The organism is Variovorax sp. F042 (assembly GCF_057814215.1).
In genome coordinates this window covers 799,483-822,341 of record NZ_JBVASX010000002.1, presented here as the reverse complement: position 1 = coordinate 822,341, position 22,859 = coordinate 799,483, and the positions used below count along the sequence as shown (strand labels likewise).

Here is a 22,859-nt window from a genome sequence, read left to right as displayed (position 1 = left end):
GCGGCGCCCGCATCCGCTTCAGATGTTCGTGCTCGAAGGAATGCGGCTCGGCAGCAGGTGCTCGTAAGGCCGCGTGCGCGTGGTGTTGCGCTGGCGGATGGTGTTCTCGATGCCGACGAGCGCGTTGCGGAAGCGCTCCAGCGGCCCGCCTTGCCCGGCGATGGCAGGGTCGAGCAGCACTGGCAGATGCGGGAACATGTTGTCCTTGTACTCGCCCAATGGCCGGTAGTACACGCCGCCGAGGATGTGGAACAGCAGGATCTGCTCCTGCGCCGCCAGCCGCGAAGGCAGCATCTGCGACCAGCTTGCTTCGTTCTGACCAGCACTGCTTGTCGGCGCCGGCACACCGCCCGCGCCGGCGCTGAAGGGCGCATAGGTCATCACCGAGTACTGCGGGAAGTTCACCGCCGCATGCTGCGCGCTGGCGTTGAAGATGATCGCGGTCAGCACGTCGATGAGCTGCGCGCGCGTGGTGATCGGCCGGAAGCCGTGCACCTTGCCGCTGGTCGCGAGCTCGGTGGCCCAGGCCTTGAGCTCGTAGTCGCCGGTGACATCGGCGTCGCTCAGGTAGTAGGTGGCCACGTAGTCGCCGACCCATTGCGCGATGGCGTTCCACACCAGCAGCGCGTCGTCGCGGTACGGGTAGTCGGGCAGCGCCGCCGTGTCGTCCACGCCGCGCGTGTGCAGGTCGTTGGGCAGCATCATGCGGTCGTAGAAGTCGTAGGCCAGCCGGTCACGGCCGCACTCGCGCTGCAGCGTATCGATGGGCGCGGTGAGGATCACGTCGCCCGTGGTCAGCGGCGCCATGATGATCAGCGTCGCGAACTCGTTGATGAACATCGCGCCCTCCAGGTGCGGCGACAGCAGCCGGCTCAGCGGATGCGCGGTCGCGAACTGGCGCTGCGTGGCCATCGCGAAGGCCTCCGACATCAGGTGCGTGCGGCCCAGGTGCACGAACATCTCGTGGTAGTTGAAGTCCGCCACCTGCACCGCGGTCTTTGCCGATTGCCATGCCCAGTAGGCCTCGGCGTTGGCGGTGTCGTCCACGCGAAGGAAGATCGGGCTCAGCGTCGGGTCTTGTCCGCACTGGATTGCGACCGGCACCAGCGAGCGGCCGGTCTTGGGTCGGGCGAACAGCGCGATGGGCGCATGGATGTAGGCAGTGCCGGTGAGCGGCTTGACCTGCGGACCTGCCGGCGCCATGTCGCCCAGGCCTTCGTAGTCGAGCAGGTAGAGCCGGCCGGAGGCGGCCGCATCGGCGAGGCTGTCGCCGGCGCCCATCACCTGCCGGTACTGCGCGTCGCTCAGCGGAAACTTCGCCGGCAGCGCCGTCGCTCTCTGGATCAGCATCGGGTTGGGCCCGGACACGCGCATGGCCGCGAACAGGTCGTTGTCGTGCAGCAGCTGCGAGATGGCCGGCTTTTCGATGGTGACGAACAGCGCGTCGTACTGCGCCACCGTCTTCGGCCCGTTCAGCGCACCCAGCGGGCCCTGCGACAGCAGATCGTGGTGTATCTGCTTGAGCTGCGTGGCGATGTCGCCCGCCGTGCCGGTGAGCGTGCCCAGCAGGCTCAGCACCGCGGCCGGCAGCGTCGCCAGTCCGCTGTTGGCGGCCAGCAGCTGGTCGAAGCTGGCCTGCAGGCCAGCAAGGCGCGTGCGCAGGTTGTCGAGCGACTGCAGGCTGCCCGAGGCCAGCGCGCTGGTGGCGAACGAGGCCGCGAAATTGGTAACGGCTTCCAGCGCCTTCGCGATGGTCTTTAGCTGGTGCTCCAGCGCCGGCAGTTCGCCCGGGGGCACCACCGCGCCCATCGGCACGCCGGCCAGGTTGATGTGCGATTCGGTCCAGAGGTAAGTTGTCTGCCGTCCCACCAGTTCGAGCCGCCGCAGCGTGGCGCTGATCGGGTCGATCTTCTGCGGCAGCGTGGGCTTGAGCACCGGCAGGGCGGCCGATGCGGTGGATGGTTTGCCGGCCAGCAGGCCCAGGCCGCCCGCCGAGGCGGACCATTTGAGGATGTCTCTGCGCTTCATCGAGCAATTCCCTGTTGTTGTGAATCTTGGGAAGGCCGATGGCGTGCTCGGCCACTGAATAGAACGGTCGTTCTATTCAGTGGGCGGATTCTGCGGAGGGGCTCTGGCGTTGGCAATAAGGGTTGGTGCCTAGGGCTCGAAGGCACTCAACCGGCGCTGCCGGGGAGCTCAGGCCGTGTGCGGGTGCTGCGCGCCGTCGTAGAGCGTGCGTGCAAGGTCGCGATGCCTTGCCAGCAGCGGAGCCAGCTCCAGCCCGGTAAAGCCGCCGTCGCGGATGCGGACCGCCCCGTTGATCACGCTCAGCGACACCGTCCCTGGCGTGCAGAACACCAGCGCCGCCACTGGGTCATGCCCCGCGCCCGCATGCGCCACGCCGCGCATGTCGAAGGCGACGATGTCCGCCGACATGCCTGGCGCGATGGCGCCGATGTCGTCGCGCCCCAGCACGCGCGCGCCGCCCAGCGTGGCGATTTCCAGCGCCTCGCGTGCCGTCATCGCCGCCGGGCCGTAGCCCACGCGCTGCAGCAGCATGGCCTGCCGTGCTTCGCCCAGCATGTGCGCGCCGTCGTTCGACGCGCTGCCGTCCACGCCCAGCCCCACGGGCACGCCCGCGCGGCGCATTGCGCCGATGGGCGCGATGCCCGAGGCCAGCCGCATGTTGGAGCAGGGGCAGTGCGCCACGCCGGTGCCGGTGCGGCCGAACAGCGCGATGCCGGCCTCGTCGAGCTTCACGCAGTGCGCGTGCCACACGTCGCGGCCGACCCAGCCGAGGTCTTCGGCGTACTCGGCCGGCGTCATGCCGAACTTCTCGCGCGAATAGGCCACGTCGTTGTCGTTCTCGGCCAGGTGCGTGTGCAGCGACACGCCGCGCTCACGCGCCAGCTCGGCCGAAAGCCGCATCAGGTCGCGCGACACCGAGAACGGCGAACACGGCGCGAGCACGATGCGGCGCATCGAATGGCGCGACGCGTCGTGCCAGCGGCCGATGAGCCGTTCGCTGTCGCGCAGGATGGCTTCTTCCGTCTCCACCACCTCGTCGGGCGGCAGGCCGCCTGCGCTGCGGCCCACGCTCATGCTGCCGCGCGCCGCGTGGAAGCGCATGCCCATGGCGTCCGCCGCCTCGATCGAATCGTCGAGCCGCGAGCCGTTGGGAAACAGGTAGAGATGGTCGCTGGTGGTGGTGCAGCCGGATAGCATCAGCTCGGCCATCGCGGTTTGCGTCGACACGCGGATCATCTCGGGCGTGAGGCGCGCCCACAGCAGGTACAGGTTGGTGAGCCAGCCGAACAGTTCGGCGTCTTGCGCCTCGGGCACGGCGCGCGTGAGGCTCTGGTACATGTGGTGGTGCGTGTTGACCAGCCCGGGCATCACCACATGGCCGTGCATGTCGATGGCCTCGGCCTGGCCGTTGCGCAGAGCGTCGTGATACGCGATGGGAAGGTCGGCCGTGGGGCCTGTCCAGGCCACCGCGGGCCCGTCGCACACCACGGCGCCGTCGGCGATCTCGCGCCGGGCAGCGTCCATGGTGAGCAGAACGTCGGCATGTCGAAGAATCATCAGCATGCCGGCATTCTTGCCGGGGCTCAGAGGTCGGGCAAGCCCATGGCCGGATCGCTCACCGTGTGCTTGCCGGTTTCGACGCGGCCGGCGAAGCGGCGGTAGTAGGCCGGGTCGGCATCGCAGGTGACGGCGAAGTCGTACCACTGGCCGCTGGCTGCGAGATCCCAGTGCTGGTCTACGTTGGCGCCGCCGTTCACCGTCGCGGTCCACGGCCCGTCTGTACGGTAGGCCTTGGCGACGATGGTGAGCTTGCACGTTGCCTTGCCGTCGTTGCGCATGTTCAGGTAGACATTGCTGTTGGCGATGTCGTAGCACACGCGCACCTCGGGCTGCGCCGCATCGCCCGCGCGCAGCGTGTTGAGGTTGCCCTTGAAGTGACGGTGAAAGCCGTTGGGACCGAGCACCCACAGGTCGTAGAGACCGGCGTCGTCGGCCATTGCGGCCCAGGTGTCGTCGAGCTTCTTGCCCGCTTCGACCATGTAGCGGCGCGGCAGGCGGTCGAGGTGGCGCTTGTCGTAGACGTGGAACACGGCAGCCGCCTTGCCGGTGTTGAGGAACAGCAACTGCAGCTTGCCGTTGACCACGTCGGCCTTGGCGCTGGTGTGCAGTTCGTACGGCAGGGCGCGCGAGGGGCGCGTGCCGATGGGCTGCTTCGGCAACTGCGGGTCGAGCGGCAGCGGCACCTGCGTCAGCGCTTCCTGGTCGAGGCGCAGCTTGTCGGCCTCGGTCCTGTTCTTGCGGCCGGTGAGCGTGGGCAGGGCCTCGCTGTTGGGCGTCGCGAAGTTGAAGGCGCTCGTGAGGTCGCCGCACACGGCGCGGCGGTAGGGCGAGATGTTGGGCTCCTTCACGCCGAAGCGCGCTTCGATGAAGCGCAGCACCGAGGTGTGGTCGAACACCTGCGAGTTGACCCAGCCGCCGCGGCTCCATGGCGAGAGAACGTACAGCGGCACGCGCGGGCCGGGGCCGAACACGCGGCCGTCGGGTGCAGGCTGCGAACGGCTGCCTTCCGGTGGCTGCTGCGTGAAGTACTCGTGTGCCAGGTCGGCATCGGCGAGCGTCGTCTTGCCCGCGGCGGCGCTCCTGGAGTCGATGGGGTTGATCAGCGATGGCGCGGACGGCGACGGCACATGGTCGAAGTAGCCGTCGTTCTCGTCGAAGTTGACCAGCACCACGGTCTTGCTCCAGACCTCCGGCACGGCTGTCAGCGCGTCCAGTATTTCCTGCAGGAACCAGGCGCCTTGCACCGGGCTGGATGGGCCCGGGTGTTCGCAATAGATGGACGGGGCGTTGATCCAGCTCACCTGCGGCAGGCGGCCGGCCTTGATGTCGCTGCGGAACGCATCCAGGTACTCCTCCGGCTTGTTGCCCGGCAAGGTGTTGGCGATGCCCTTGTAGAGCGGGTTGCCCGGGTTGTCGCTGGCGGGGTCGTAGGCGTGATAGGGCGTTGCCTGGCCGCTGTTGGAATAGGGCGCGTTGGGAGCGCCGCCGCTGGAGACCGGAAAGGGCGAGGCCCGGTTGGCGCGCCTGAACTGGCGGAAGGCGCCGAGCATGTTGTCGCCCCATTCGTCGGGCATGTTCTGGTAGCAGATCCAGCTCACGCCTGCGTCTTCGAGCCGCTCGGCGTAGGTCTTCCACGTGTAGCCGGTGTTCACGGCAGAAGCGCGTCCGTCGAGCCAGTCCCACTCGTTGTTGACGAAGGCAACGTTCTGCGCGGTCGAGCCGTTGGTGCCCGTCAGGTGGAAGGAGCGGTTGGCGTCCGTTCCGGTGTGCATGGCGCAGTGGTAGCTGTCGCAGAGCGTGAAGGCGTTGGCCAGCGAGAACTGGAACGGCACTTCGGCTTCCATGAAGTAGCCCATGGCTGCGCTGGTCTTGTAGCGCGGCCATTGGGAGAGGCGGCCGCCGTCCCATGCTTCCTGGCTGTCGAGCCACTCGTGGGGCGTGCCGCTCACGCGCTGGGCGTTGCCCTTGGTCTGGTCGAGGTGGTAGGGCAGCACGAGCTTGCCATCGGCATCGCTCTGCTGCCACACGTTGCGCCCGCCCGGCAGCGGAACGGTGAAGCGGTCACCGAAGCCGCGCACGCCCGGCAGCGTGCCGAAGTAGTGGTCGAAGGAGCGGTTTTCCTGCATCAGCACGACGATGTGCTCGACGTCCTGGATGGTGCCGGTCTTGTTGTTGGCCGGAATGGCGAGTGCGCGGCGGATGCTGGGCGGGAAGGCGCTGAGCGAGAGGGCGGCAAGGCCGGTGGTGGCCGTGCCGGTGAGGAATTTGCGGCGTGAATTCATGGGCAGCTTGTTGTGGTTCTTCGGGCGATCAGGGAGCGCAGCGCTTTTCGGGCTTGACGCCCGTATCCGGTGGGGGTGTCGTGGTGTCCGGTGTGGGCAGGCCGGCGAAGCCGCCACCGTCGCTGCCGCCGCATGCGGAGAACGTGCAGGCAATGAAGAGCAGCGCGCACGCGAGATGCGTGCGCGAAGTGATGAATCGCATGGGGAGATCCTCTCGATGTTGTGCGCCGAGGCTAGGAAGCCCGGGTGACATCGAGATGAACCCTTCGATGCCGAGGTGTAAGCGCGCATTGCGCGCTCCACGCCTCGCCATCGATGCATGGCGAGGCTCAGAGGTCGGCCATGCCCATCGCGGGGTCGCTTACCGTGTGCTTGCCGGTTTCCACGCGGCCGGCAAAGCGGCGGTAGTAGGCCGGGTCGGCGTCGCAGGTGACTGCGAAGTCGTACCACTGGCCGCTGTTCGCAAGCTCCCAGTGCTGGTCTACGTTGGCGCCGCCGTTCACGCTCGCAGTCCACGGGCCGTCTGTGCGGTAGGCCTTGGCGGTGATGGTGAACTTGCAAGTCGCCTTGCCATCGTTGCGCATGTTCAGGTAGACATTGCCGTTGGTGATGTCGTAGCACACGCGTACTTCGGGTGCAGCGTTGCTCGTGCCCAGCGCATTCACATTGCCCTTGAACTGTCGATGGAAGCCGTTGGGACCGAGCACCCACAGGTCATAGAGGCCGTTGTCTCCGGCGGCGGGCGTCCAGGTGTCGTCGAGCGTCTTGCCCGCCTCGACCATGTAGCGGCGCGGCAGGCGATCGAGATGCTTCTTGTCATACACGTGGAAGACTGCCGCGGCCTTGCCGGTGTTGGCGAACAGCAGCTGCAGCTTGCCGCCGGTCGCGTCGACCTTGGCACTTGTGTGCAGTTCGTAGGGCAAGGCGCGCGAGGGCCGCGTGCCCGTGGCCTGCTGCGGCAATTGCGCGTTGGCCGGCGGCACCACCTGCGGCAGCACGTCCTGGTCGGCGCGGACCTTGTCGGCCTCGGCCTTGGTGCGGCTGCCCGCGAGCACCGGCAGCACCTCGGTGTTGGGCGTCGCGAAGTTGAAGGCGCTCGTGAGGTCGCCGCACACCGCGCGGCGGAACGGGCTGATGTTGTCCTCCTTCACGCCGAAGCGCGCCTCGACGAAGCGCAGCACCGAGGTGTGGTCGAACACCTGCGAGTTGACCCAGCCGCCGCGGCTCCACGGCGAGATCACGTACATCGGCACGCGCATGCCGGGGCCGTACACGTTGCCGTCGGGCGTGGGCTGGGCGGTGGGAATGCCGGGCGGCGCGGGGTGCGTGAAGTACTCGTAGCTCATGTCCTGCGCAGGAAGCGTGCTCTTGCCAGCGAGCGTCGATGCATCGGGGTTGGGCGAAGGCGCGGAGGGCGAGGGCACGTGGTCGAAGTAGCCGTCGTTCTCGTCGAAGTTCACGAAGAGCACCGTCTTGCTCCACACCTCGGGCACGGCGGTGAGCGCGTCCAGCACCTGCTGGATGTACCAGGCGCCCTGCACCGGGCTCGACGGGCCGGGGTGCTCGGAGTACACGTCGGGCGGAATCACCCACGACACCTGCGGCAGCCGGCCGTTCTTCACGTCGGCGCGGAACGCATCCATGATCGCACCCGCGTCGAAGGCGGCCTGATCGGCCACCGGCAGCGTATTGGCCGTGCCCTTGTAGAGCGGGTTGCCCACGTCGTCGCCGGGCGCGTAGGCCGGCGACGCGCCTTGCGGCAGCGAGGTGCTCACCGGCTTGCCCGAGGCTTCGTTCGCCTTGCGGTAGGGCTTGAAGCCCAGCAGCGGGTTGCAGCCGTAGTTGTTGGGAATGTTCTGGTAGACCATCCAGCTGACTTTGGCCTCCTGCAACCGCTCGGCGTAGGTCTTCCATTCGTAGCCTTCGGTCGACGGGCCGGTCGAGCTCCAGGCATTGACGTTGTTCACGTAGGCCACGTTGGCGCCGGTGGGGCCGTTGGTGCCGGTCCAGTGGAAGGAGCGGTTGGCGTGCGTGCCGGTGTGCATCGCGCAGTGGTAGTCGTCGCAGATCGTGAAGGCATTGGCCAGCGCGAACTGGAACGGCAATTCGGCTTCCTTCAGGTAGCCCATGGACTGCATGAATGGCGTCTTGCCGGCCTTCTTGTAGCGCGGCCACTGGTACATGCGCCCGCCATCCCAGGCGTTGTGCGCATCGACCCAGGTGTGCGGCGTGCTCGACACGCGCTGGGCGCTGCCCTTCGTGCTGTCGAGGTAGTAGGGCAGCACCACGTTGCCGGCGTCGTCGAGCTGCTGCCAGACCTTGCGGTCAGCAGGAAGCGGAATGGTGAAGCGGTCGCCGAAGCCGCGCACGCCCATGAGCGTGCCAAAGTAGTGGTCGAAGGCGCGGTTCTCCTGCATCAGGATGACGATGTGCTCGACGTCCTTGATGGTGCCAGTGGCGTTGTTGGCCGGTATGGCCAGCGCGCGGCGAATGCTGGGTGGGAACGCGCTGAGCGCGAGGGCGGCGGCGCCCGTGGTGGCGGTGCTGGTGAGAAATTTGCGGCGTGATGTCATGGGTGTGTTGTTGTGGTTCTTCATGGACGGGGTCAGGGGTACAGGCCGTGATGATGAGCGCAGGCACGAGGTGCTTGCACTCATCCTCTCATCGGAATGTATCGGCGCTCAGAGGTCGGCCATGCCCATGGCCGGGTCGCTCACCGTGTGCTTGCCCGTTTCGACACGGCCTGCGAAGCGGCGGTAGTAGGCCGGATCTGCATCGCACGTGACTGCGAAGTCGTACCACTGGCCGCTGCTCGCAAGCTCCCAGTGCTGGTCGACGCTGGCGCTGCCGTTCACCGTCGCGGTCCATGGGCCATCGTTGCGATAGGCCTTGGCGTTGATGGTGAACCGGCACGCCGTCTTGCCGTCGTTGCGCATGCTCAGGTAGACGTTGCCGTTGGCGATGTCGTAGCACACGCGCACCTCGGGCGTCGCATTGCTGGTGCGCAGTGCGTTGAGGTTGCCCTTGAAGTGGCGATGGAAGCCGTTGGGCCCGAGCACCCACAGGTCGTAGGCGCCGCCGTCGTCGGTCATCGCGGCCCACGTGTCGTCGAGCATCTTGCCGGCCTCGACCATGTAGCGGCGCGGCAGGCGATCGAGATGCAGCTTGTCGTACACGTGGAACACGGCCGCGGCCTTGCCGGTGTTGGAGAACAGCAGCTGCAGCTTGCCGTTGACCACGTCGGCCTTGGCGCTGGTGTGCAGTTCGTACGGCAGGGCGCGCGAGGGGCGGGTGCCGGTGGGCTGGCGCGGCAGCGCGGGCGTGGAGGGCAGCGGCACCTGCGCCAGTGCTTCTTGGTCGAGGCGCAACTGATCTGCTTCGGCCTGGGTCTTGCGTCCCGCGAGCGTGGGCAGCACTTCGCTGTTGGGCGTTGCGAAGTTGAAGGCGCTGGTCAGGTCGCCGGCAATCGCGCGGCGGAACGGCGAGATGTTCGTTTCCTTCACGCCGAATCGCGCTTCAAGAAAACGCAGCACCGAGGTGTGGTCGAACACCTGCGAGTTGACCCAGCCGCCGCGGCTCCATGGCGAGATGACGTACATCGGCACGCGCGGGCCGGGGCCGTAGACGCGGCCGTCCGGCTGGGGCACGCCGCTGGGCGTGCCGGTCACCAGCGGGTGGTTGTAGCGCTCGAACGCGACATCGGCGTCGCCGAGCGTGGTCTTGCCCGCCGCGCTCTTGTCGGGGTTGATCGACGGCGCGGAAGGCGACGGCACGTGGTCGAAGTAGCCGTCGTTCTCGTCGAAGTTGACGATGAACACCGTCTTGCTCCACACGTCGGGCGATGCGGTGAGCGCATCAAGCACCTGCTGGATGTACCAGGCGCCCTGCACGGGGCTCGAAGGTCCGGGGTGCTCGGAGTAGTCGGCGGGCGCGACGATCCACGACACCTGCGCGAGCTTGCCGCTGGCCACGTCCTGCTTGAACGCGCCGAGCAGGCCGCCGTCGGGCATGGTGTTGGCGATGCCCTTGTAGAGCGGGTTGCCCGCGTCGTCGCTGGCGGGGTCGTAGGCCGGCAGCGTCGTGCCCACGGGTGGGCTGGCGTCGCCGTCGTAGCGCTCGTTGTTCTTGCCTGAAGCCTTGTTGGCCACCCGGTATTGCTGGAAGCCGGCCAGCGGGTTGTCGGTGAAGTTGTCGGGCAGGTTCTGGTAGACGATCCAGCTGACCTTGGCGTCCTGCAGGCGCTCCGGGTAGGTCTTCCAGTTGCAGCCGAAGGTGGTCGAATCGACACCGGGGTTGTCGGTGGGGTCCCATGGAAACCGCAGGTTCTCCCAGGTGTTGTCCACCGAGGCGACGCCCGCCACGCCGGCGCTGGTCTGGCCCGAGGGGCCGTTGGTGCCGCTCCAGTGGAACAGGCGGTTGGAGTTGGTGCCGGTGTGCATGCCACAGTGGTAGCTGTCGCACACGGTGAAGGCGTTGGCCAGTGCGTACTGGAACTGCAGTTCAGCCTCTTGCAGATAGCCCATCGATTGCGTGAAGGGCGCCGTGCCAGTGGCCTTGTACTTCGGCCATTGGTTGAGGCGCCCGCCGTCCCAGGCGTTCTGCGCGTCGAGCCAGCTGTGCGGCGTGCCGCTGACGCGTTGCGCGTTGCCCAGGGTCTGGTCGAGGTGATACGGCAGCACCACCTTGCCGTCGGCGTCGCTCTGTTCCCACACGCGGCGCCCACCGATCAGCGGAATGGCGAAGCGGTCGCCGAAGCCGCGCACGCCCATGAGCATGCCGAAGTAGTGGTCGAACGAACGGTTCTCCTGCATCAGGATCACGACGTGCTCGACGTCCTGGATGGTGCCGGTCTTGTTGTTGGCGGGAATGGCGAGCGCGCGGCGGATGCTCGGCGGAAAGGCCGAGAGTGCGAGGGCGGCAGCGCCAGTCGTGGCTGTGCCCGTGAGGAATTTGCGGCGGGAGGTCATTGAGTAGTTCCTGGCGGCGCTCAGGGCGCGCAGCGCATCTCGGGCTTCGGAGTGTTGTCGGGCGGGGTGGGTGTGGTCGGCGTCGTCGGCGTGCCGCCGAAGAAGCCGCCGCCACCGCTGCCACCACCGCACGCAGAGAGCACGCAGGCCAGGAACAGCACGGGCGCAAGCCGCGTGCGGAGAAAAAGAAGTCGCATGGATCGGTCCTTTGTTATGTGGTTCTGGAAGGTGCGTGAGGGGGCGCACCTGGGCCACGAGACTAGGGATAACCCGTTACCGACTGGTTAACTTGGGATGACGCAGAGAAGTCAGGCGCGTGACAGCGCCCCGCCCAAGTGGCGGCGTCAAATCAGTGGAATGACGGCGCGGCGCGGCCTGGCGCCGCGTTCAAGCGCAGCGCTCAGGGCTCGTTGCTGATACCGCTCGATACATGCCCGGCGGGCACGTGGCGCGAGGCCGCATCGACATGACCGGTCTGGTCGTCGAAGAAGAAGTCGGGTTCGAACTCGCGCAGGAACTCGCCCTTGGGCAGGCCGCCGAGGAACATGGCCTCGTCGACGCGGATGTTCCACTTCATGAGCGTGCGGATGGCGCGCTCGTGCGCCGGTGCGCTGCGCGCGGTGACGAGCGCGGTGCGGATGCGCATCTGCGCGTTGCCGGCCATCTGCAGCCGGTGCAGCGCCATCAGCAGCGGCTTGAACGGCCCTTCGGGCAAGGGCAGGTCGGCCTTGCTGAGCTCGTGGGCCTGGAAGGCGTCGAGCCCTTCGGCCTGGAACACGCGCTCGGCCTCGTCCGAGAACAGCACCGCATCGCCGTCGAAGGCAATGCGCACTTCGTTCGGCCAGGCGTCGCTGGCCTTTACCGATTCGACCAGCACGCGCGCAGCCGGAAAGCCCGCGATGAGCGCCTCGCGCACGTCCTGCGCGTTGACCGAGAGAAACAGGTGAGCGCGCAGTGGGCGCAGGTAGCCGAAGGGCGGGCGGCCCTGCGTGAACACGCCGCGCTGCAGCTTGATGTCGGCGGCCGCGCTTGACTTGAAGATGCGCATGCCCGAGACCGGGTCGTTGCGCGAAAGAATCACCACCTCGACGCGCTGCACGCCGTCTTCGTTGAAGCGCAGCAGCTTGCGGATCAGCGAGTACGCAATGCCTGGTGCGGCCGGCACGTCGATGCGGTCGAGCTGCAGCTTCATGTAGCCCTCGTTGTCCCCGGCCTCGAAGATCTTGTTTTCTTCTTCGAGGTTGAACAGGGCACGCGAGGAGATCGCGACCACGAGCTTGTCTTCGAGCGTTACGGGCATGGTGCGCCTTGCTGGCTGGCCGTTGTTACTTGACGAACTGGTTCAGCTGGATGATAGGCAGCATCACCGCCAGAACAATCAGCATCACCACCCCGCCCATGGCCACGATCAGCAGCGGCTCGAGGATGGTCGCCAGGTGCATTGCGCGGCGCTGCACTTCGGCGCTGAGCTGATTGGCCGCGCGTTGCAACATCAGCGGCAGGGTGCCGGTCTGCTCGCCGAGGCGCGCGAACATCGACACCAGGCCCGGAAAGCGCTTCTTCTGCGCCAGCGCCGAGGCCAGCGGCGCGCCTTCGCGCACCAGCACCAGTGCGTCGAGCGCGTCGGCGCGCATGGCGCGGTTGCTCAGCGTCTCGGAAGCCGCCTGCAGCGCACGCAGGATCGGCACGCCTGCCGTGGCCAGCATGGCGAGCGTGCTCGCGAAGCGCGCTGCGTTGTAGCCGCGCGCGAGCTTTCCGACCAGCGGCAGCCTGAGCCAGACGGCATCGAACTTCAGGCGGAAGGCCTCCTGCGCCAGCGCCACCCGCGCGCCGATGGCCGCGACCACGACGGCGCACAGCATCCACCAGCCATAGTTGCGCACACCCGCGCTCAGCGACAGCATCACGGTGGTGAGAAAGGGCAGCGAGCGCTTGGTGCCCGCAAAAACCTGCGCCACCTGCGGCACCACGTAGCTCACGAGGAAGATCACGATCACGATCGCCACCAGCGTGACGATGGCCGGGTACAGCGCCGCGCCGATCAGCTTCTGCTGCAGCGCCTGGCGTTCTTCGAGGTCGTCGGCAAGGCGGTCGAGCACGAGGCCGAGGTTGCCGCTCTGTTCGCCGGCGCCGATCACGGCCGTGTAGATGGGCGAGAACTCGCGCGGATGTGCCGACAGCGCACGCGCGAACGGCGAGCCCGCGTTGACTTCGGCGCGCAGCGACGCGACAAGGTTGCGCTGCTGCTCTGACTCGGCTTCGTCGGTGAGTGCCGTGAGCGCGCGTTCCAGCGGCAGGCCCGACGAGACGAGGCCCGCGAGCTGCCGCGTCCACACCGCGAGGCCGGTGGAATTGAAGACGCGCTTGCCGCCGCCGAGCCAGCGGCTGAGGGTGCTGCGCTGGCCGGTGCCGTTGACGTGGTCGCTTCCGACCGGCTTGACCGACAGCGGAATGAGCGCCTGCGCCCGCAGCAGGCTGCGCGCGCTGCGTGCGGTGTCGGCCTCGAGCACGCCTTCGCGGCTCTGGCCGCTGGCGTCGATGGCTTCGAAGGAATAGGCGGGCATGGGGAGCGCCGGGGCGGCTTAGTCTCGCGTGACGCGCAGCAGTTCGGCGCGCGAAGTGACGCCAGCCTGCACCAGCCGTTCGCCGTCTTCGCGCATCAGGCGCAGGCCGCCGCGCGCGCCGGCCTTGAGCAGTTCGCTCTCGGCCGCCTTGCTGTGGATCAGGCCCTGCACGGTTTCGTCCGCCACCAGCAGCTCGAAGATGCCGGTGCGGCCCTGATAGCCGGTCTGGCCGCACACTTCGCAGCCCGCGCCGGCGCACACCGTGCACACCTTGCGCACGAGGCGCTGCGCGAGCACGCCGAGCAGAGACGAGCTCAGAAGAAAAGGCTCCACGCCCATGTCGGTCAGGCGCGTGACGGCGCTGACCGAGTCGTTGGTGTGCAGCGTGGCCAGCACCAGGTGACCGGTCAGCGAGGCCTGGATGGCGATCTGCGCGGTCTCGAAGTCACGGATTTCGCCGATCATGATGACGTCAGGGTCCTGCCGCAGGATCGCGCGCAGGGCCTTGGCGAAGGTGAGTTCGATCTTGGCGTTGATCTGCGTCTGGCCCACGCCCGGCAGCTCGTACTCGATGGGGTCTTCCACCGTCATGATGTTGCTGCGGCTCGCATCGAGCCGGGCCAGCGCGGCGTACAGCGTGGTGGTCTTGCCCGAGCCCGTGGGGCCGGTCACGAGGATGATGCCGTGCGGCTGCGAGATGAGCTTCTCGAAGCGCTCCAGCGTGTCGCCCTGCATGCCCACCGATTCGAGCGTGAGCTTCGATTCGCTCTTGTCCAGGAGGCGCAGCACCGCGCGTTCGCCGTGCGCGCTCGGCAGCGTCGACACCCGCACGTCGACCGCGCGGGTGCCGATGCGCAAGGAGATGCGCCCGTCCTGCGGCAGCCGCTTTTCGGAGATGTCGAGGTCGGCCATGATCTTCAGGCGCGAGATCAGCGCGGCGTGCAGCGCGCGGTTGGGCTGCACCACCTCGCGCAGCGTGCCGTCGATGCGAAAACGCACGGACGAGGTGCGCTCGTAGGGCTCGATGTGGATGTCGCTCGCACCGTCGCGCGCGGCCTGCGTGAGCAGCGCGTTCAGCATGCGGATGATGGGCGCGTCGCCAGCGCTTGCCAGCAAGTCTTCGACCGCGGGCAGCTCCTGCATCATGCGCGAGAGGTCGGCGTCGTTCTGCACCTCGCTCACCACCGCGGCGGCGCTCGACTCGCCCTGCGCATAGGCCGCGCTGATGCGCTGCGCCAGCGCGCCGTCGGCCAGCACCTCGAAGGCCTGCACGCCGTACTTGCGCGACACCTCGCCGACCGCGCTGCGTGCCGGGTGGCTCGACATCCACAGCGTGTAGCGGCCGTCGTCGGTCTCCTCGAGCAAAAGCTGCTGGCTGCGTGCGAAGGCGTAGGGCAGGGGGTAGCGCATGGACATCAAGGCAGTATCAAGGCAGTTCGCGCGAGGTCACTGGGTCGGCGGTCGGCGGCAATGCGCCGCGCAGGGAGCTCGGCGCCAGCTTGCGGTTGTCGGCGGGCAGCGCGGGCGGCGGGATCAGTTGGGTGCCTTGCTCGCGCAGGCCGCCCCGGCTGTTGCTGCTGGTGCCCAACGGCGGCGACTCCGGCAGCACGGGCGCGGCATTCACGTTGCGCAGCATCACGTTGTCGGTGTTGGGCTGGGTCGCCTGCTGCAGGCCACGGATCTGGTCGTAGCGATCGAATGCAAAGGCTTCGGTCGCCGTGGCGTCGCGCATCACCACCGGGCGCAGGAACATCATCAGGTTGTTCTTGACGCGCGAGCGGTTCTCGCTCTTGAACAGGTTGCCGACCACCGGGATGTCGCCAGCAAAGGGCACCTTTTCAGTGTTGGTGCCGTAGGTGTCCGACAGCAGGCCGCCGAGCATGACGAGCCCGCCGTCTTCCACCAGCACGCTGGATTCGAGCGAGCGCTTGTTGGTGGTGGGGCCGTTGGGGTCGGTGGTGGTGCCGGGCGCGACGTTCGAGATCTCCTGGAAGATTGTCATCTTCACGGTGCCGTTCTCGTTGATGGTCGGACGCACGCGCAGGGTGAGGCCGACGTCCTTGCGCTCGACGGTGGTGAACGGGTTCACGCCCACCGAGCCCGAGGTGCTGGCGTAGGAGCCGGTCGGGAACGGCACGTTCTGGCCGATGACGATCTTGGCTTCTTCGTTGTCCAGCGTCAGCAGGTTGGGCGTGGAGAGCACGTTGGCGTCGTTATCGTTGCTGAAGAAATTCGCCACCGCGCCCAGGATGTACTGGCCACCGATCTTGCCGGCAATGCCGAGGTTCAGGCCGGGCTGGATCGACGTTGCAAGGCCTGAGGCATCCTTGGTGGCCAGCGCCTGGGTCAGCGCCAGGATGTTGCCGCCGTTGAGGGTGGAGTTGGTGCCGATGACAGCGTTGTTGCCCAGCGCGCTTTGCCACTGCACGCCGAACTTGGCGGCCTTGGTGGCGTTGACCTCGACGATCAGCGCCTCGATCATGACCTGCGCGCGCCGGCCGTCGAGCTTGTCGATCACGGCGCGCATCTGGCGGTACTGCGGCTCGGGCGCGGTGATGATCAGCGAGTTGGTCGTCGGGTCGGCCTGGATCTGGCCGCCGGTCGAGGGCTGGTTGGCGTTGTTGAGCGGCGCGTTGGCGGCGGCCGAGCCACCGCTCTGGTTGCCGCCGCTGTTCAGGTTCACCTGCATGGCCTGCGGCGCGCTCTGCTGGGGCGCCGCGCCGCCACCCGCAGCACCGGCAGCGCCTGGCGTGGTGTTCTGCTGGTTCGCCGCCATCGCGGCGCGCAGCGTGGCCGCGAGGCGCACCGCGTCGGCGTTCTTCAGGTAGACCACGTAGATGTTGCCGGCCAGGCCATTGCTGCTTTCCGTCGGCGGGCGGTCGAGCTTCTCGACCAGCGTGCGCACCAGCGCCACGCGTGCCGGGTTGGCCGCGCGCAAGATCAGCGAGTTGCTGCGCGGGTCGGCCATGAGCGTGGTGCGGAACGACGCATCGGTCGCACCGGGTGCGGCGCCGCCCGGGGCGCCGGAGCCGCCGCCGTCGACCAGGCGCTGCACCAGCGGCACCATGTCGGTGGCAACCGAGTGCCTGAGCTGGATGACCTCGATGTCGGACGCATTCGGCACGTCGAGCGACGCGATGATGCGCGCCAGCCGGCGCATGTTGTCGGCGTAGTCGGTGATCACGAGCGAGTTGTTGCCCGGGTTCACGTTGATGGTGTTGTTCGGCGGAATCAGCGGGCGCAGCACCGGCAGCAGGTTGTTCGGCGACTCGTAGTTGAGCCGGAAGATCTGCGTGACGATCTGGTTGCTGCCGCTGGACGCCGTGGCGCTGATGGAGGTGTTGACGGTGCTGCTCTGCAGCTTGGCGTCGGCCTCGGGCACCACCTTGTAGAGGCCGTCGGCTTCCACCACCGCGAAGCCCTGCAGGCGCAGCGCCGAGGCGAACTGGTTGAAGGCGGCGGCTGGCTGGATGGCGCGGTCGGTGACGAGGTTCATCGTGCCCTTGACGCGCGGGTCGACCACCACATCGCGGCCCGTGACCACCGCCATGGTGCGGGCCACGGCCTCGATGTCGGCGTTGGAGAAGTTCAGCGTGATCGGCTCGCCGCGGCGCGGCGCATCGCCGGCCTGCGCGAACGCAGCGGGGGCACCCTGCAGGAACGTGGCGGCGATCAGCACGCGTACGGCGAGTGCGACGGTGCCGGTCGAAAACAGTGGCTTCATCATGAGGATCAACCCAGGGTGATGATCGAACGTGCGTTCTCGCGCCGTCCGATGATGTTCAACAAATTGGAAAGCGCGTCTTCGCGGCCGGGGGCGGCACTGGCTTCGCCGTTGAAGCGGAAGGAAGTGCCGTTCCAGCTGCCGCTGCCGTTCAGTTCGAGGCTGCCCTCGCGCGTGCTGAGCAGCAGCGTGGGGCGGGTGCCGCCTTCGAGTGAGAGCCGGTAGCTGCCCATCGGCCGCAGGGTCGACAGGCTGGAGGAAACATCGGTGGCGTCGAGCGTGGCCTGGCCTGCAACGCGCAGCGCGGGGCCGTCCCACTGCATGGAGAAGGCCTTGGTGGACAGGTCGAGCGCGCCTTCGAGCTTGAGCGTGTTCCAGGGCGCGCCCAGGCCGGTGAGCAGGGTGGCGGGCCAGCGCGAGCGGCTGTCCTGCCATGCGAGCTGCATGCCGCCGGCGCGCGGGCTGGCCTTGAGTTCGAGCGGCTGCGCGGCGCAGCAGGGCAGGTCGAGGCTGGCGGCGATGCCGCTCCAGCCCGGGCGCATGCGCCAGTGCAGCAGGCCGGGCAGCGACACCGCCTGCGCGCCGCCGGCGCCGCTGGCGAAGACCACGGCGGCCGTACCGTTCCAGACGGTGCCGCGCGGGTTGGCCAGCACGAGGCGGCCATGGCTCCAGTTCGACAGCGCCGCCGCGAGCCAGCGCGCCGGCGCGAACAGCACCACCGCCAGCAGCGCGCCGACCGTGATGCCGAGCAGGGCCCAGCGCCAGCCGCGGTGCGGCCGGGGTTCGGAGATCGGAGGGCGGGTCAGCATGCGGGCCTGTTGCTCATCGCGCTCATCGCGCCGCGGGCAGCGCCATGACGACGGTGCCGTCCCAGCGGACCTGCGGCGTCTTCGGCGCGTCCTTTGCGCCGGGCGACGGTGTGGCCGGCGCTGCGGTCGGCGCGCGGGTCAGATGGACTTCGCGCGGCACGGCATGCGCGTTGCCGCGGGCCTGGCCGAGCCATTGGGCGACGGTGGCAGCGGGCGCGGACCGCAGCGAGACGGCGGCAGCACCATCGCCGCCGGTCGTCACGAGCTGCGCGTTGCCGGCGCCGAAGCTGTCGCGCACCGAGGTCTCGAGCGCGCGCAGCGCGTCGTCGCGGTTCAGGCGCGGCTGCGATTGCAGTGCCTTCGCGCGGTTCTGCAAGGTGGCCATCTGCTGCAACTGCGCATCGAGTTGCGCATGTTCGGCCGGTGCCGCGGCCAGCGTGCGCAGCGCGGGGGCGAGCGCAATCCACCAAAGCAAGGCCAGTGCCACGAGCGCGGCGGCGGCGTAGACCATGCGGCGCTCGCGCACCTCCAGGGTGGCCCAGTGGGCCTTGAGCTGTTCGCTGAAATTCATCGGTTGGCCTCGGCCTGCACCAGCAGGAGGTCGCCTTCTGTACGCACGTTGTAGCCACGCGGCGCCAGCGCGCCGGTGATCTGCGAGACCTCCGACGGCTGCAGCCCGAGGCCGCGCAGGCGCAGCTGCCCGGCGCCGTAGTCGACCGCGCTCGGCACCTTGCCGGGCGGCAGGTTGGCGGCGAGTGCGCCGACCATGGGTTCGAAGTCGCTGCCCGCCACGTCGCCCACGGCCTGCTGCAATGCAGCAACTTCGCGCTGCATCTGCACCGGCGCGTCGACCACGATCTTCACCGAGGGGAAGGTCTGGGTCAGCATGGCCTTGGCGGCCTGCCGTTTCGATTCGAGCGCACTGCGTTCCTTCCAGGCCCAGGCGTTGAGTCCGATCAGCTGGGTCAGCAGCAGCACGACCACGCCCCAGCGCGCGGCGCGCCACTCGGGCGCATAGCGCAGCGTTTGCAGGACTGATGCGAATTTCTTGCCGGCGCGTGCGCGGCCGGTTGCGGCGAGGTCGAACTGCGCGAGCTCCCAGGGCGTGCGCGCGGCCTGCAGCCAGCGCTGCGGCGATTGCACGATGGGCACGCGGCGCTCGAGCAGCTGCTCGGCCGCTTCGGCCACGGCGGGTTCGGTGGTGATGACGGCGGTGTCCAGCGGCAGGCCGCCCGACAGGGCCAGCCCCGCGCCGGCCAGCGGCAGCGAGACCACGCCGTCGGCGTCGCACACCGTGAGCTGCGGCGCCTCGGGCTCGCCCGTGACCAGCAGCAGCGGCGGGCCGTCGACCGGCTGCGGCGCGAATTCAGGGACGATGCGCACCACGCGACGGCCGGCCGCTTCGAGCCCTTGCACGACGCTGCGCAGCCAGATGCGATTGCAGGCCGCGACCCACACGGGCGCGCCGGCCTTGGCGTCGGGTTCGAGCGCGAAGTGCAGGGCCTCGGGTTCGTCGAGCAGGTGTTCTTCGAGCAGGCCGTCGAGCACCGCGCGCAGCTTCGACGCGCTGCCCATGCTGCCCTTGGGCAGCGTGACGCGGTGCCACGAGAGCGCGACGGAAGGAATGCCGAGCATGACCTCGGCGCTCGAGGGCAGGAGCGCCAGCAACGCACGGCCCTGGTTGCGCAATGCAATGCCGTCGTCGCCTGCCTGGGCCCAGTCGTACTCGCCCGCGGCATCGGCCGGAGGGAGGGGGGCAATGAGCAGCAGGGGAGTCATGTGGATCTTGGAAAAGCCGGTGATTGTAGGTGCGCGTCTGACAGGCTGACGCTCTTGTTTCGATAGCGTGTTGCGCAGACGCCATGCGCGTTCGAAGGCTTTTTGTCTACAAATAGGGCATCGAAATCAGGGTTTGACCGTAGTGTCTGTTGCGCCGGCGCCGCGGGTGCGCCAGATCGTCGTTACCGTGACACCGTTGCGCTGTAGAAGCGAGCGCTCCTCGACGTAGGTGCGCTCCAGCCGCAGCCTGCCGTAGACCTCGAAGTACTGCGTGCCCACGCCGTGCTGCGCTGCATTGAAGGGCGCGCTGCCGCTGGGCAGCGCGGCGTTGGCGGCGGCAATGTCCTTGAAGAAGGCGCGCGTGCGGCGCTCCACAAGTTGGCGCGCGCTGGCGATATTGAGCGACTCCATGCTGGCGCTGATGGCTTCGGCGCTCGCGGTGTTGAGGTTGAGCGTGGTCTTCACCGGCAGGATCGTCACGTACGGTTCGAGCGCGGCGGCGGTCGACGGCGACAGGCCCAGCCACACCAGTTGCGAGACCTGCTGCGGCATCAGCGGCGCGGCGCTGGGATCGCCGCCGTCGCTGCCGTCGGTCGCGGTGCCCGTGGCAAGGGCGGCCACCAGGCCCGTGGTCATCCGGCTGAGCTCCGACGCCGGCAGGCCCAGCAGGTTGAACAGCCGGGTGAAGGTGGCGACGCTGGCGGGCACCGGCTTGCCGTTGTCGACCAGCGACAGCACGTTGAGCTTGGACTGCGCATCGACGATGCGGCCCGAGAGGAAGGCATCGGGCAGTCCTTCGAGACTGTCGCTAGACACGTTCTTGTCGGCGGCCAGGAAGCTCGTGAGCCGCGCTTCCTCGAGCGGCACGGCCCAGGGCTCTGCCAGGTTGTCGGGGCCGCCGGTGCGGCCGTCTTCGCTGAGGATCAGGCGCGACCAGTCGAGCGCGCCGACCAGCACCCAGGCAGCCTGCACGCGCGCGCGCTCGGCGCCTTCGACCTCGGCCGCGCGCCATTGCTGCCACAGCGCCGCGGCGGCGAAGGTGGCCACGAGCATCACGGTCAGCATCGCGGCGAGCAGGGCGGCGCCGGACTGGCGCTTCTTTGTTGCCGTCATGATGATTTCGCCGATCCGACGGTCGGCTTGACCCAGTCGCGCGTGAGCGTGCCCGAGAGGCCGTCTCCGGGCGGCAGCGTGATGACGAGGCGCACGCCGTCGGGCATGGCGACGACGGGGCCCGCGGGGTTGTTGGGGTTGGGCACGACGGTGGGCAACTGGCTGGCCGGCACCCAGGTGTTGTCGCGGAAGAAATAGAGCTGCCAGTTGCTGGCTGGCACCAGCGGCACGTCGCTGTAGCCGCCTCCGGCCGCGCTCGCACCGCCGTCCTGTGCCCAGGCGGCTGCGAAGTTCCAGGCCTGCTGCCATTCGCCGCGCGTGGTGAAGGGCTGCGATTGCCAGCGCCGCCAGCGCACGCCGTCGGAGCCGGACTTCAGCATCCAGGCCACAACCTGCACCGAAGGCGCCGCGTCGTCGCTGCCGCGGCGCGTGAGCCGCAGCACGCGGCCGTCCCAGTCGATCGGGCGGGTCTGCGCGAGCGTGGTCACGGCGTCGAGGTCGGCGCTCCACTGCGCGAGCGTGGCCTGCAGCGTGAGGACGGCGTCGGCGCGCTGCTGGTTCTGCGTGGTGGCGCGGGACATGCTGTCCAGCCCGCGCCAGCTGATGAGCGAGAGCAGGGCCATCACCGCGATGGCGACGAGCAGTTCGATCAGCGTGAAGCCGCGGGACCTGGAGACGAGCATCAGTACCTCCCCACGATGGTGGAGATGCGCAGGATCGGCGCGTCGGCTTCGTCGCGCACCTGCACGTCGACGCGCCGGAAATTCGGGTTCAGCGTGGACGTGGTCGAAGTGGTCACGTTGAACGAGACGCCGGCCTGCAGGCAGATGGAGCCCGAGTCGCCGATTGCCGGCATTTGCCGCGACAGGCGGGCCTTGGCGAGTTCGTTCTCGGCGCACAGGTCGGCCAGCACGAGATCGGACTGGCGCTGCGCATTGCGCGTGAGCGACATCGTGGCCTGCGAACCCGCGGCCAGCGCCAGCGCGACGATGCCGAGCGCGATCAGCACTTCGATCAGCGTGAAGCCGGCGATGCGAGAGGACGGGGCAGGGCGTCGCGCGCTCATTGCACGGCCGATACGGTGAAGGGGCGCACCCCGTCGGTCGCGATGCGCAACGCGCGCGCGGGCGGGCCGGCGGAATAGAGCATGACCTGCTGCGCCGCGATGATCGGATCGGGCCCGAGCTGCAGCGCGGGAACCAGCGTGCCGTTGGCGAGAGAGGCCTGAGCTGTGATGCCCTCGGCGGCCCAGTTGGCGGGCAATGCGCCAGGCGGGAGGCCGTCGAACACGAAGCTGCCTTCGACGGGCCGCCACCGCACCACGATGCCGCTGGCGCGCGACTGGGCACGGGCCGATTCGAGCAGGGCGGCGAGCCGGTCGGCTTCGCGGTCGAGCTTGGCGGCGTTGGTGTCGCGTATCGCGAAGCTGACGGCGGCGGTGGCGATCGCGATGATGGCGATCACCACGATCAGCTCCAGCAGCGTGAAGCCGCGGGCCGGGTGGATGTGGGGGCGTGGATACCGGTTGCGGCGCAGCGCGCCCGAGCCGCTATTGCCAGCTGCCGATGTCGGCATTCTTGCCCTCGCCGCCGCTTTGGCCGTCGGCGCCGAACGAGAGCACGTCGATCTCGCCCTTGATGCCCGGGTTCATGTACTGGTACGGATGGCCCCAGGGGTCGTTGGGCAGCTTCTCGACGTAGGCCTTCCAGTTGGGTGCGGCCGGACCGGTGGTCGGGCGCGTGAGCAGCGCCTGCAGACCCTGCTCGGCGGTGGGGTAGCGCTGGTTGTCCAGGCGGTAGAGCTTGAGCGCCTGCATCAGGTTGTTGATGTCGGTGCGGGCGGCCGTCACGCGGGCGTCGTCGGCGCGCTCGATCACGTTCGGCACGATGAGCGCCGCCAGCACGCCGATGATGACCAGCACGACCATCAGTTCGATCAGCGTGAAGCCGCGTTGGGCGGTGCGGGTGGCGGCACGGAGGAATTTGTTCATAGCTTGGGCGGACATGATTCGGAAAGCGCGCTGCATGATAATC

Annotated in this window: 19 protein-coding genes; all 19 read right to left on the bottom strand. The window is 68.4% G+C overall.

Features of this window, described 5'->3' with window-relative positions; genetic code table 11:
• Positions 1 to 18 precede the first annotated feature (18 nt).
• The 19 genes from ACZYSP_RS12330 to gspG all read right to left on the bottom strand — a co-directional run bounded on the left by ACZYSP_RS12330 (position 19) and on the right by gspG (position 22,816).
• Complete coding sequence (locus tag ACZYSP_RS12330) at positions 19 to 2,028, bottom strand: lipoxygenase family protein (RefSeq protein ID WP_489014367.1); 2,010 nt, start codon at positions 2,026 to 2,028, stop codon at positions 19 to 21.
• A 168-nt stretch (positions 2,029 to 2,196) separates the two neighbouring features.
• The gene (locus ACZYSP_RS12325; RefSeq protein WP_489014365.1) at positions 2,197 to 3,591 is read right to left on the bottom strand and encodes an 8-oxoguanine deaminase; all 1,395 of its coding nucleotides are present in this window, start codon (positions 3,589 to 3,591) and stop codon (positions 2,197 to 2,199) included.
• Positions 3,592 to 3,611: 20 nt separating this feature from the next.
• Positions 3,612 to 5,870, bottom strand: coding sequence for a phosphocholine-specific phospholipase C (locus tag ACZYSP_RS12320; RefSeq protein WP_489014363.1), 2,259 nt, complete (start codon positions 5,868 to 5,870; stop codon positions 3,612 to 3,614).
• A gap of 28 nt (positions 5,871 to 5,898) precedes the next feature.
• A complete protein-coding gene (locus ACZYSP_RS12315; RefSeq protein WP_179830479.1) occupies positions 5,899 to 6,072 on the bottom strand; it encodes a hypothetical protein in 174 nt (57 codons plus the stop codon).
• 127 nt (positions 6,073 to 6,199) lie between these two features.
• Complete coding sequence (locus tag ACZYSP_RS12310) at positions 6,200 to 8,443, bottom strand: phosphocholine-specific phospholipase C (RefSeq protein WP_489014361.1); 2,244 nt, start codon at positions 8,441 to 8,443, stop codon at positions 6,200 to 6,202.
• A 108-nt stretch (positions 8,444 to 8,551) separates the two neighbouring features.
• Positions 8,552 to 10,837 (bottom strand): phosphocholine-specific phospholipase C, encoded by a 2,286-nt coding sequence (locus ACZYSP_RS12305; RefSeq protein ID WP_489014359.1) that lies wholly within the window; start codon positions 10,835 to 10,837, stop codon positions 8,552 to 8,554.
• A gap of 20 nt (positions 10,838 to 10,857) precedes the next feature.
• Positions 10,858 to 11,034 carry a hypothetical protein gene (locus ACZYSP_RS12300; RefSeq protein ID WP_177142251.1) on the bottom strand — a complete coding sequence of 59 codons (177 nt, stop codon included), beginning with the start codon at positions 11,032 to 11,034 and terminating at the stop codon, positions 10,858 to 10,860.
• A 203-nt stretch (positions 11,035 to 11,237) separates the two neighbouring features.
• Positions 11,238 to 12,137, bottom strand: a complete 900-nt coding sequence (locus ACZYSP_RS12295; protein WP_056509256.1) for a 5'-nucleotidase — start codon at positions 12,135 to 12,137, stop codon at positions 11,238 to 11,240.
• 25 nt (positions 12,138 to 12,162) lie between these two features.
• A complete protein-coding gene (gene gspF, locus ACZYSP_RS12290) occupies positions 12,163 to 13,401 on the bottom strand; it encodes a type II secretion system inner membrane protein GspF (protein WP_354339169.1) in 1,239 nt (412 codons plus the stop codon).
• Positions 13,402 to 13,419: 18 nt separating this feature from the next.
• Positions 13,420 to 14,811: a GspE/PulE family protein gene (locus ACZYSP_RS12285; protein WP_093048284.1), complete on the bottom strand. Its 1,392-nt coding sequence runs from the start codon at positions 14,809 to 14,811 to the stop codon at positions 13,420 to 13,422.
• Between the two features lie 16 nt (positions 14,812 to 14,827).
• A complete protein-coding gene (gene gspD, locus ACZYSP_RS12280; protein WP_489014355.1) occupies positions 14,828 to 17,128 on the bottom strand; it encodes a type II secretion system secretin GspD in 2,301 nt (766 codons plus the stop codon).
• A 5-nt stretch (positions 17,129 to 17,133) separates the two neighbouring features.
• A complete protein-coding gene (gene gspN / locus ACZYSP_RS12275) occupies positions 17,134 to 17,934 on the bottom strand; it encodes a type II secretion system protein N (protein WP_093048289.1) in 801 nt (266 codons plus the stop codon).
• A gap of 22 nt (positions 17,935 to 17,956) precedes the next feature.
• On the bottom strand, positions 17,957 to 18,505 hold the full coding sequence (locus tag ACZYSP_RS12270) for a type II secretion system protein M (protein ID WP_093075969.1): 549 nt from the start codon (positions 18,503 to 18,505) through the stop codon (positions 17,957 to 17,959).
• Positions 18,502 to 19,713: a type II secretion system protein GspL gene (gene gspL, locus ACZYSP_RS12265; RefSeq protein WP_093048295.1), complete on the bottom strand. Its 1,212-nt coding sequence runs from the start codon at positions 19,711 to 19,713 to the stop codon at positions 18,502 to 18,504. Before gspL ends, ACZYSP_RS12270 begins: the two co-directional genes overlap by 4 nt.
• Positions 19,714 to 19,839: 126 nt before the next feature.
• Entirely contained in the window at positions 19,840 to 20,826 is a 987-nt protein-coding gene (gene gspK, locus ACZYSP_RS12260) for a type II secretion system minor pseudopilin GspK (RefSeq protein ID WP_093048298.1), read from the bottom strand.
• A complete protein-coding gene (locus ACZYSP_RS12255) occupies positions 20,823 to 21,509 on the bottom strand; it encodes a PulJ/GspJ family protein (protein ID WP_093048300.1) in 687 nt (228 codons plus the stop codon). Before ACZYSP_RS12255 ends, gspK begins: the two co-directional genes overlap by 4 nt.
• On the bottom strand, positions 21,509 to 21,892 hold the full coding sequence (gene gspI / locus ACZYSP_RS12250; protein WP_093048303.1) for a type II secretion system minor pseudopilin GspI: 384 nt from the start codon (positions 21,890 to 21,892) through the stop codon (positions 21,509 to 21,511). The genes ACZYSP_RS12255 and gspI overlap by 1 nt, the downstream gene beginning before the upstream one ends.
• Complete coding sequence (locus ACZYSP_RS12245) at positions 21,889 to 22,401, bottom strand: prepilin-type N-terminal cleavage/methylation domain-containing protein (RefSeq protein ID WP_093048305.1); 513 nt, start codon at positions 22,399 to 22,401, stop codon at positions 21,889 to 21,891. The genes gspI and ACZYSP_RS12245 overlap by 4 nt, the downstream gene beginning before the upstream one ends.
• Complete coding sequence (gspG, locus tag ACZYSP_RS12240; RefSeq protein ID WP_093048308.1) at positions 22,376 to 22,816, bottom strand: type II secretion system major pseudopilin GspG; 441 nt, start codon at positions 22,814 to 22,816, stop codon at positions 22,376 to 22,378. The genes ACZYSP_RS12245 and gspG overlap by 26 nt, the downstream gene beginning before the upstream one ends.
• Positions 22,817 to 22,859: the final 43 nt, after the last annotated feature.

Coding starts and splice junctions, on each gene's coding strand:
- ACZYSP_RS12330 (WP_489014367.1), bottom strand. CDS start 2,028: ATGAAGCGCAGAGACATCCTCAAATGGTCCGCCTCGGCGGGCGGCCTG.
- ACZYSP_RS12325 (WP_489014365.1), bottom strand. CDS start 3,591: ATGCTGATGATTCTTCGACATGCCGACGTTCTGCTCACCATGGACGCT.
- ACZYSP_RS12320 (WP_489014363.1), bottom strand. CDS start 5,870: ATGAATTCACGCCGCAAATTCCTCACCGGCACGGCCACCACCGGCCTT.
- ACZYSP_RS12315 (WP_179830479.1), bottom strand. CDS start 6,072: ATGCGATTCATCACTTCGCGCACGCATCTCGCGTGCGCGCTGCTCTTC.
- ACZYSP_RS12310 (WP_489014361.1), bottom strand. CDS start 8,443: ATGACATCACGCCGCAAATTTCTCACCAGCACCGCCACCACGGGCGCC.
- ACZYSP_RS12305 (WP_489014359.1), bottom strand. CDS start 10,837: ATGACCTCCCGCCGCAAATTCCTCACGGGCACAGCCACGACTGGCGCT.
- ACZYSP_RS12300 (WP_177142251.1), bottom strand. CDS start 11,034: ATGCGACTTCTTTTTCTCCGCACGCGGCTTGCGCCCGTGCTGTTCCTG.
- ACZYSP_RS12295 (WP_056509256.1), bottom strand. CDS start 12,137: ATGCCCGTAACGCTCGAAGACAAGCTCGTGGTCGCGATCTCCTCGCGT.
- gspF (WP_354339169.1), bottom strand. CDS start 13,401: ATGCCCGCCTATTCCTTCGAAGCCATCGACGCCAGCGGCCAGAGCCGC.
- ACZYSP_RS12285 (WP_093048284.1), bottom strand. CDS start 14,811: ATGCGCTACCCCCTGCCCTACGCCTTCGCACGCAGCCAGCAGCTTTTG.
- gspD (WP_489014355.1), bottom strand. CDS start 17,128: ATGATGAAGCCACTGTTTTCGACCGGCACCGTCGCACTCGCCGTACGC.
- gspN (WP_093048289.1), bottom strand. CDS start 17,934: ATGCTGACCCGCCCTCCGATCTCCGAACCCCGGCCGCACCGCGGCTGG.
- ACZYSP_RS12270 (WP_093075969.1), bottom strand. CDS start 18,505: ATGAATTTCAGCGAACAGCTCAAGGCCCACTGGGCCACCCTGGAGGTG.
- gspL (WP_093048295.1), bottom strand. CDS start 19,713: ATGACTCCCCTGCTGCTCATTGCCCCCCTCCCTCCGGCCGATGCCGCG.
- gspK (WP_093048298.1), bottom strand. CDS start 20,826: ATGACGGCAACAAAGAAGCGCCAGTCCGGCGCCGCCCTGCTCGCCGCG.
- ACZYSP_RS12255 (WP_093048300.1), bottom strand. CDS start 21,509: ATGCTCGTCTCCAGGTCCCGCGGCTTCACGCTGATCGAACTGCTCGTC.
- gspI (WP_093048303.1), bottom strand. CDS start 21,892: ATGAGCGCGCGACGCCCTGCCCCGTCCTCTCGCATCGCCGGCTTCACG.
- ACZYSP_RS12245 (WP_093048305.1), bottom strand. CDS start 22,401: ATGCCGACATCGGCAGCTGGCAATAGCGGCTCGGGCGCGCTGCGCCGC.
- gspG (WP_093048308.1), bottom strand. CDS start 22,816: ATGAACAAATTCCTCCGTGCCGCCACCCGCACCGCCCAACGCGGCTTC.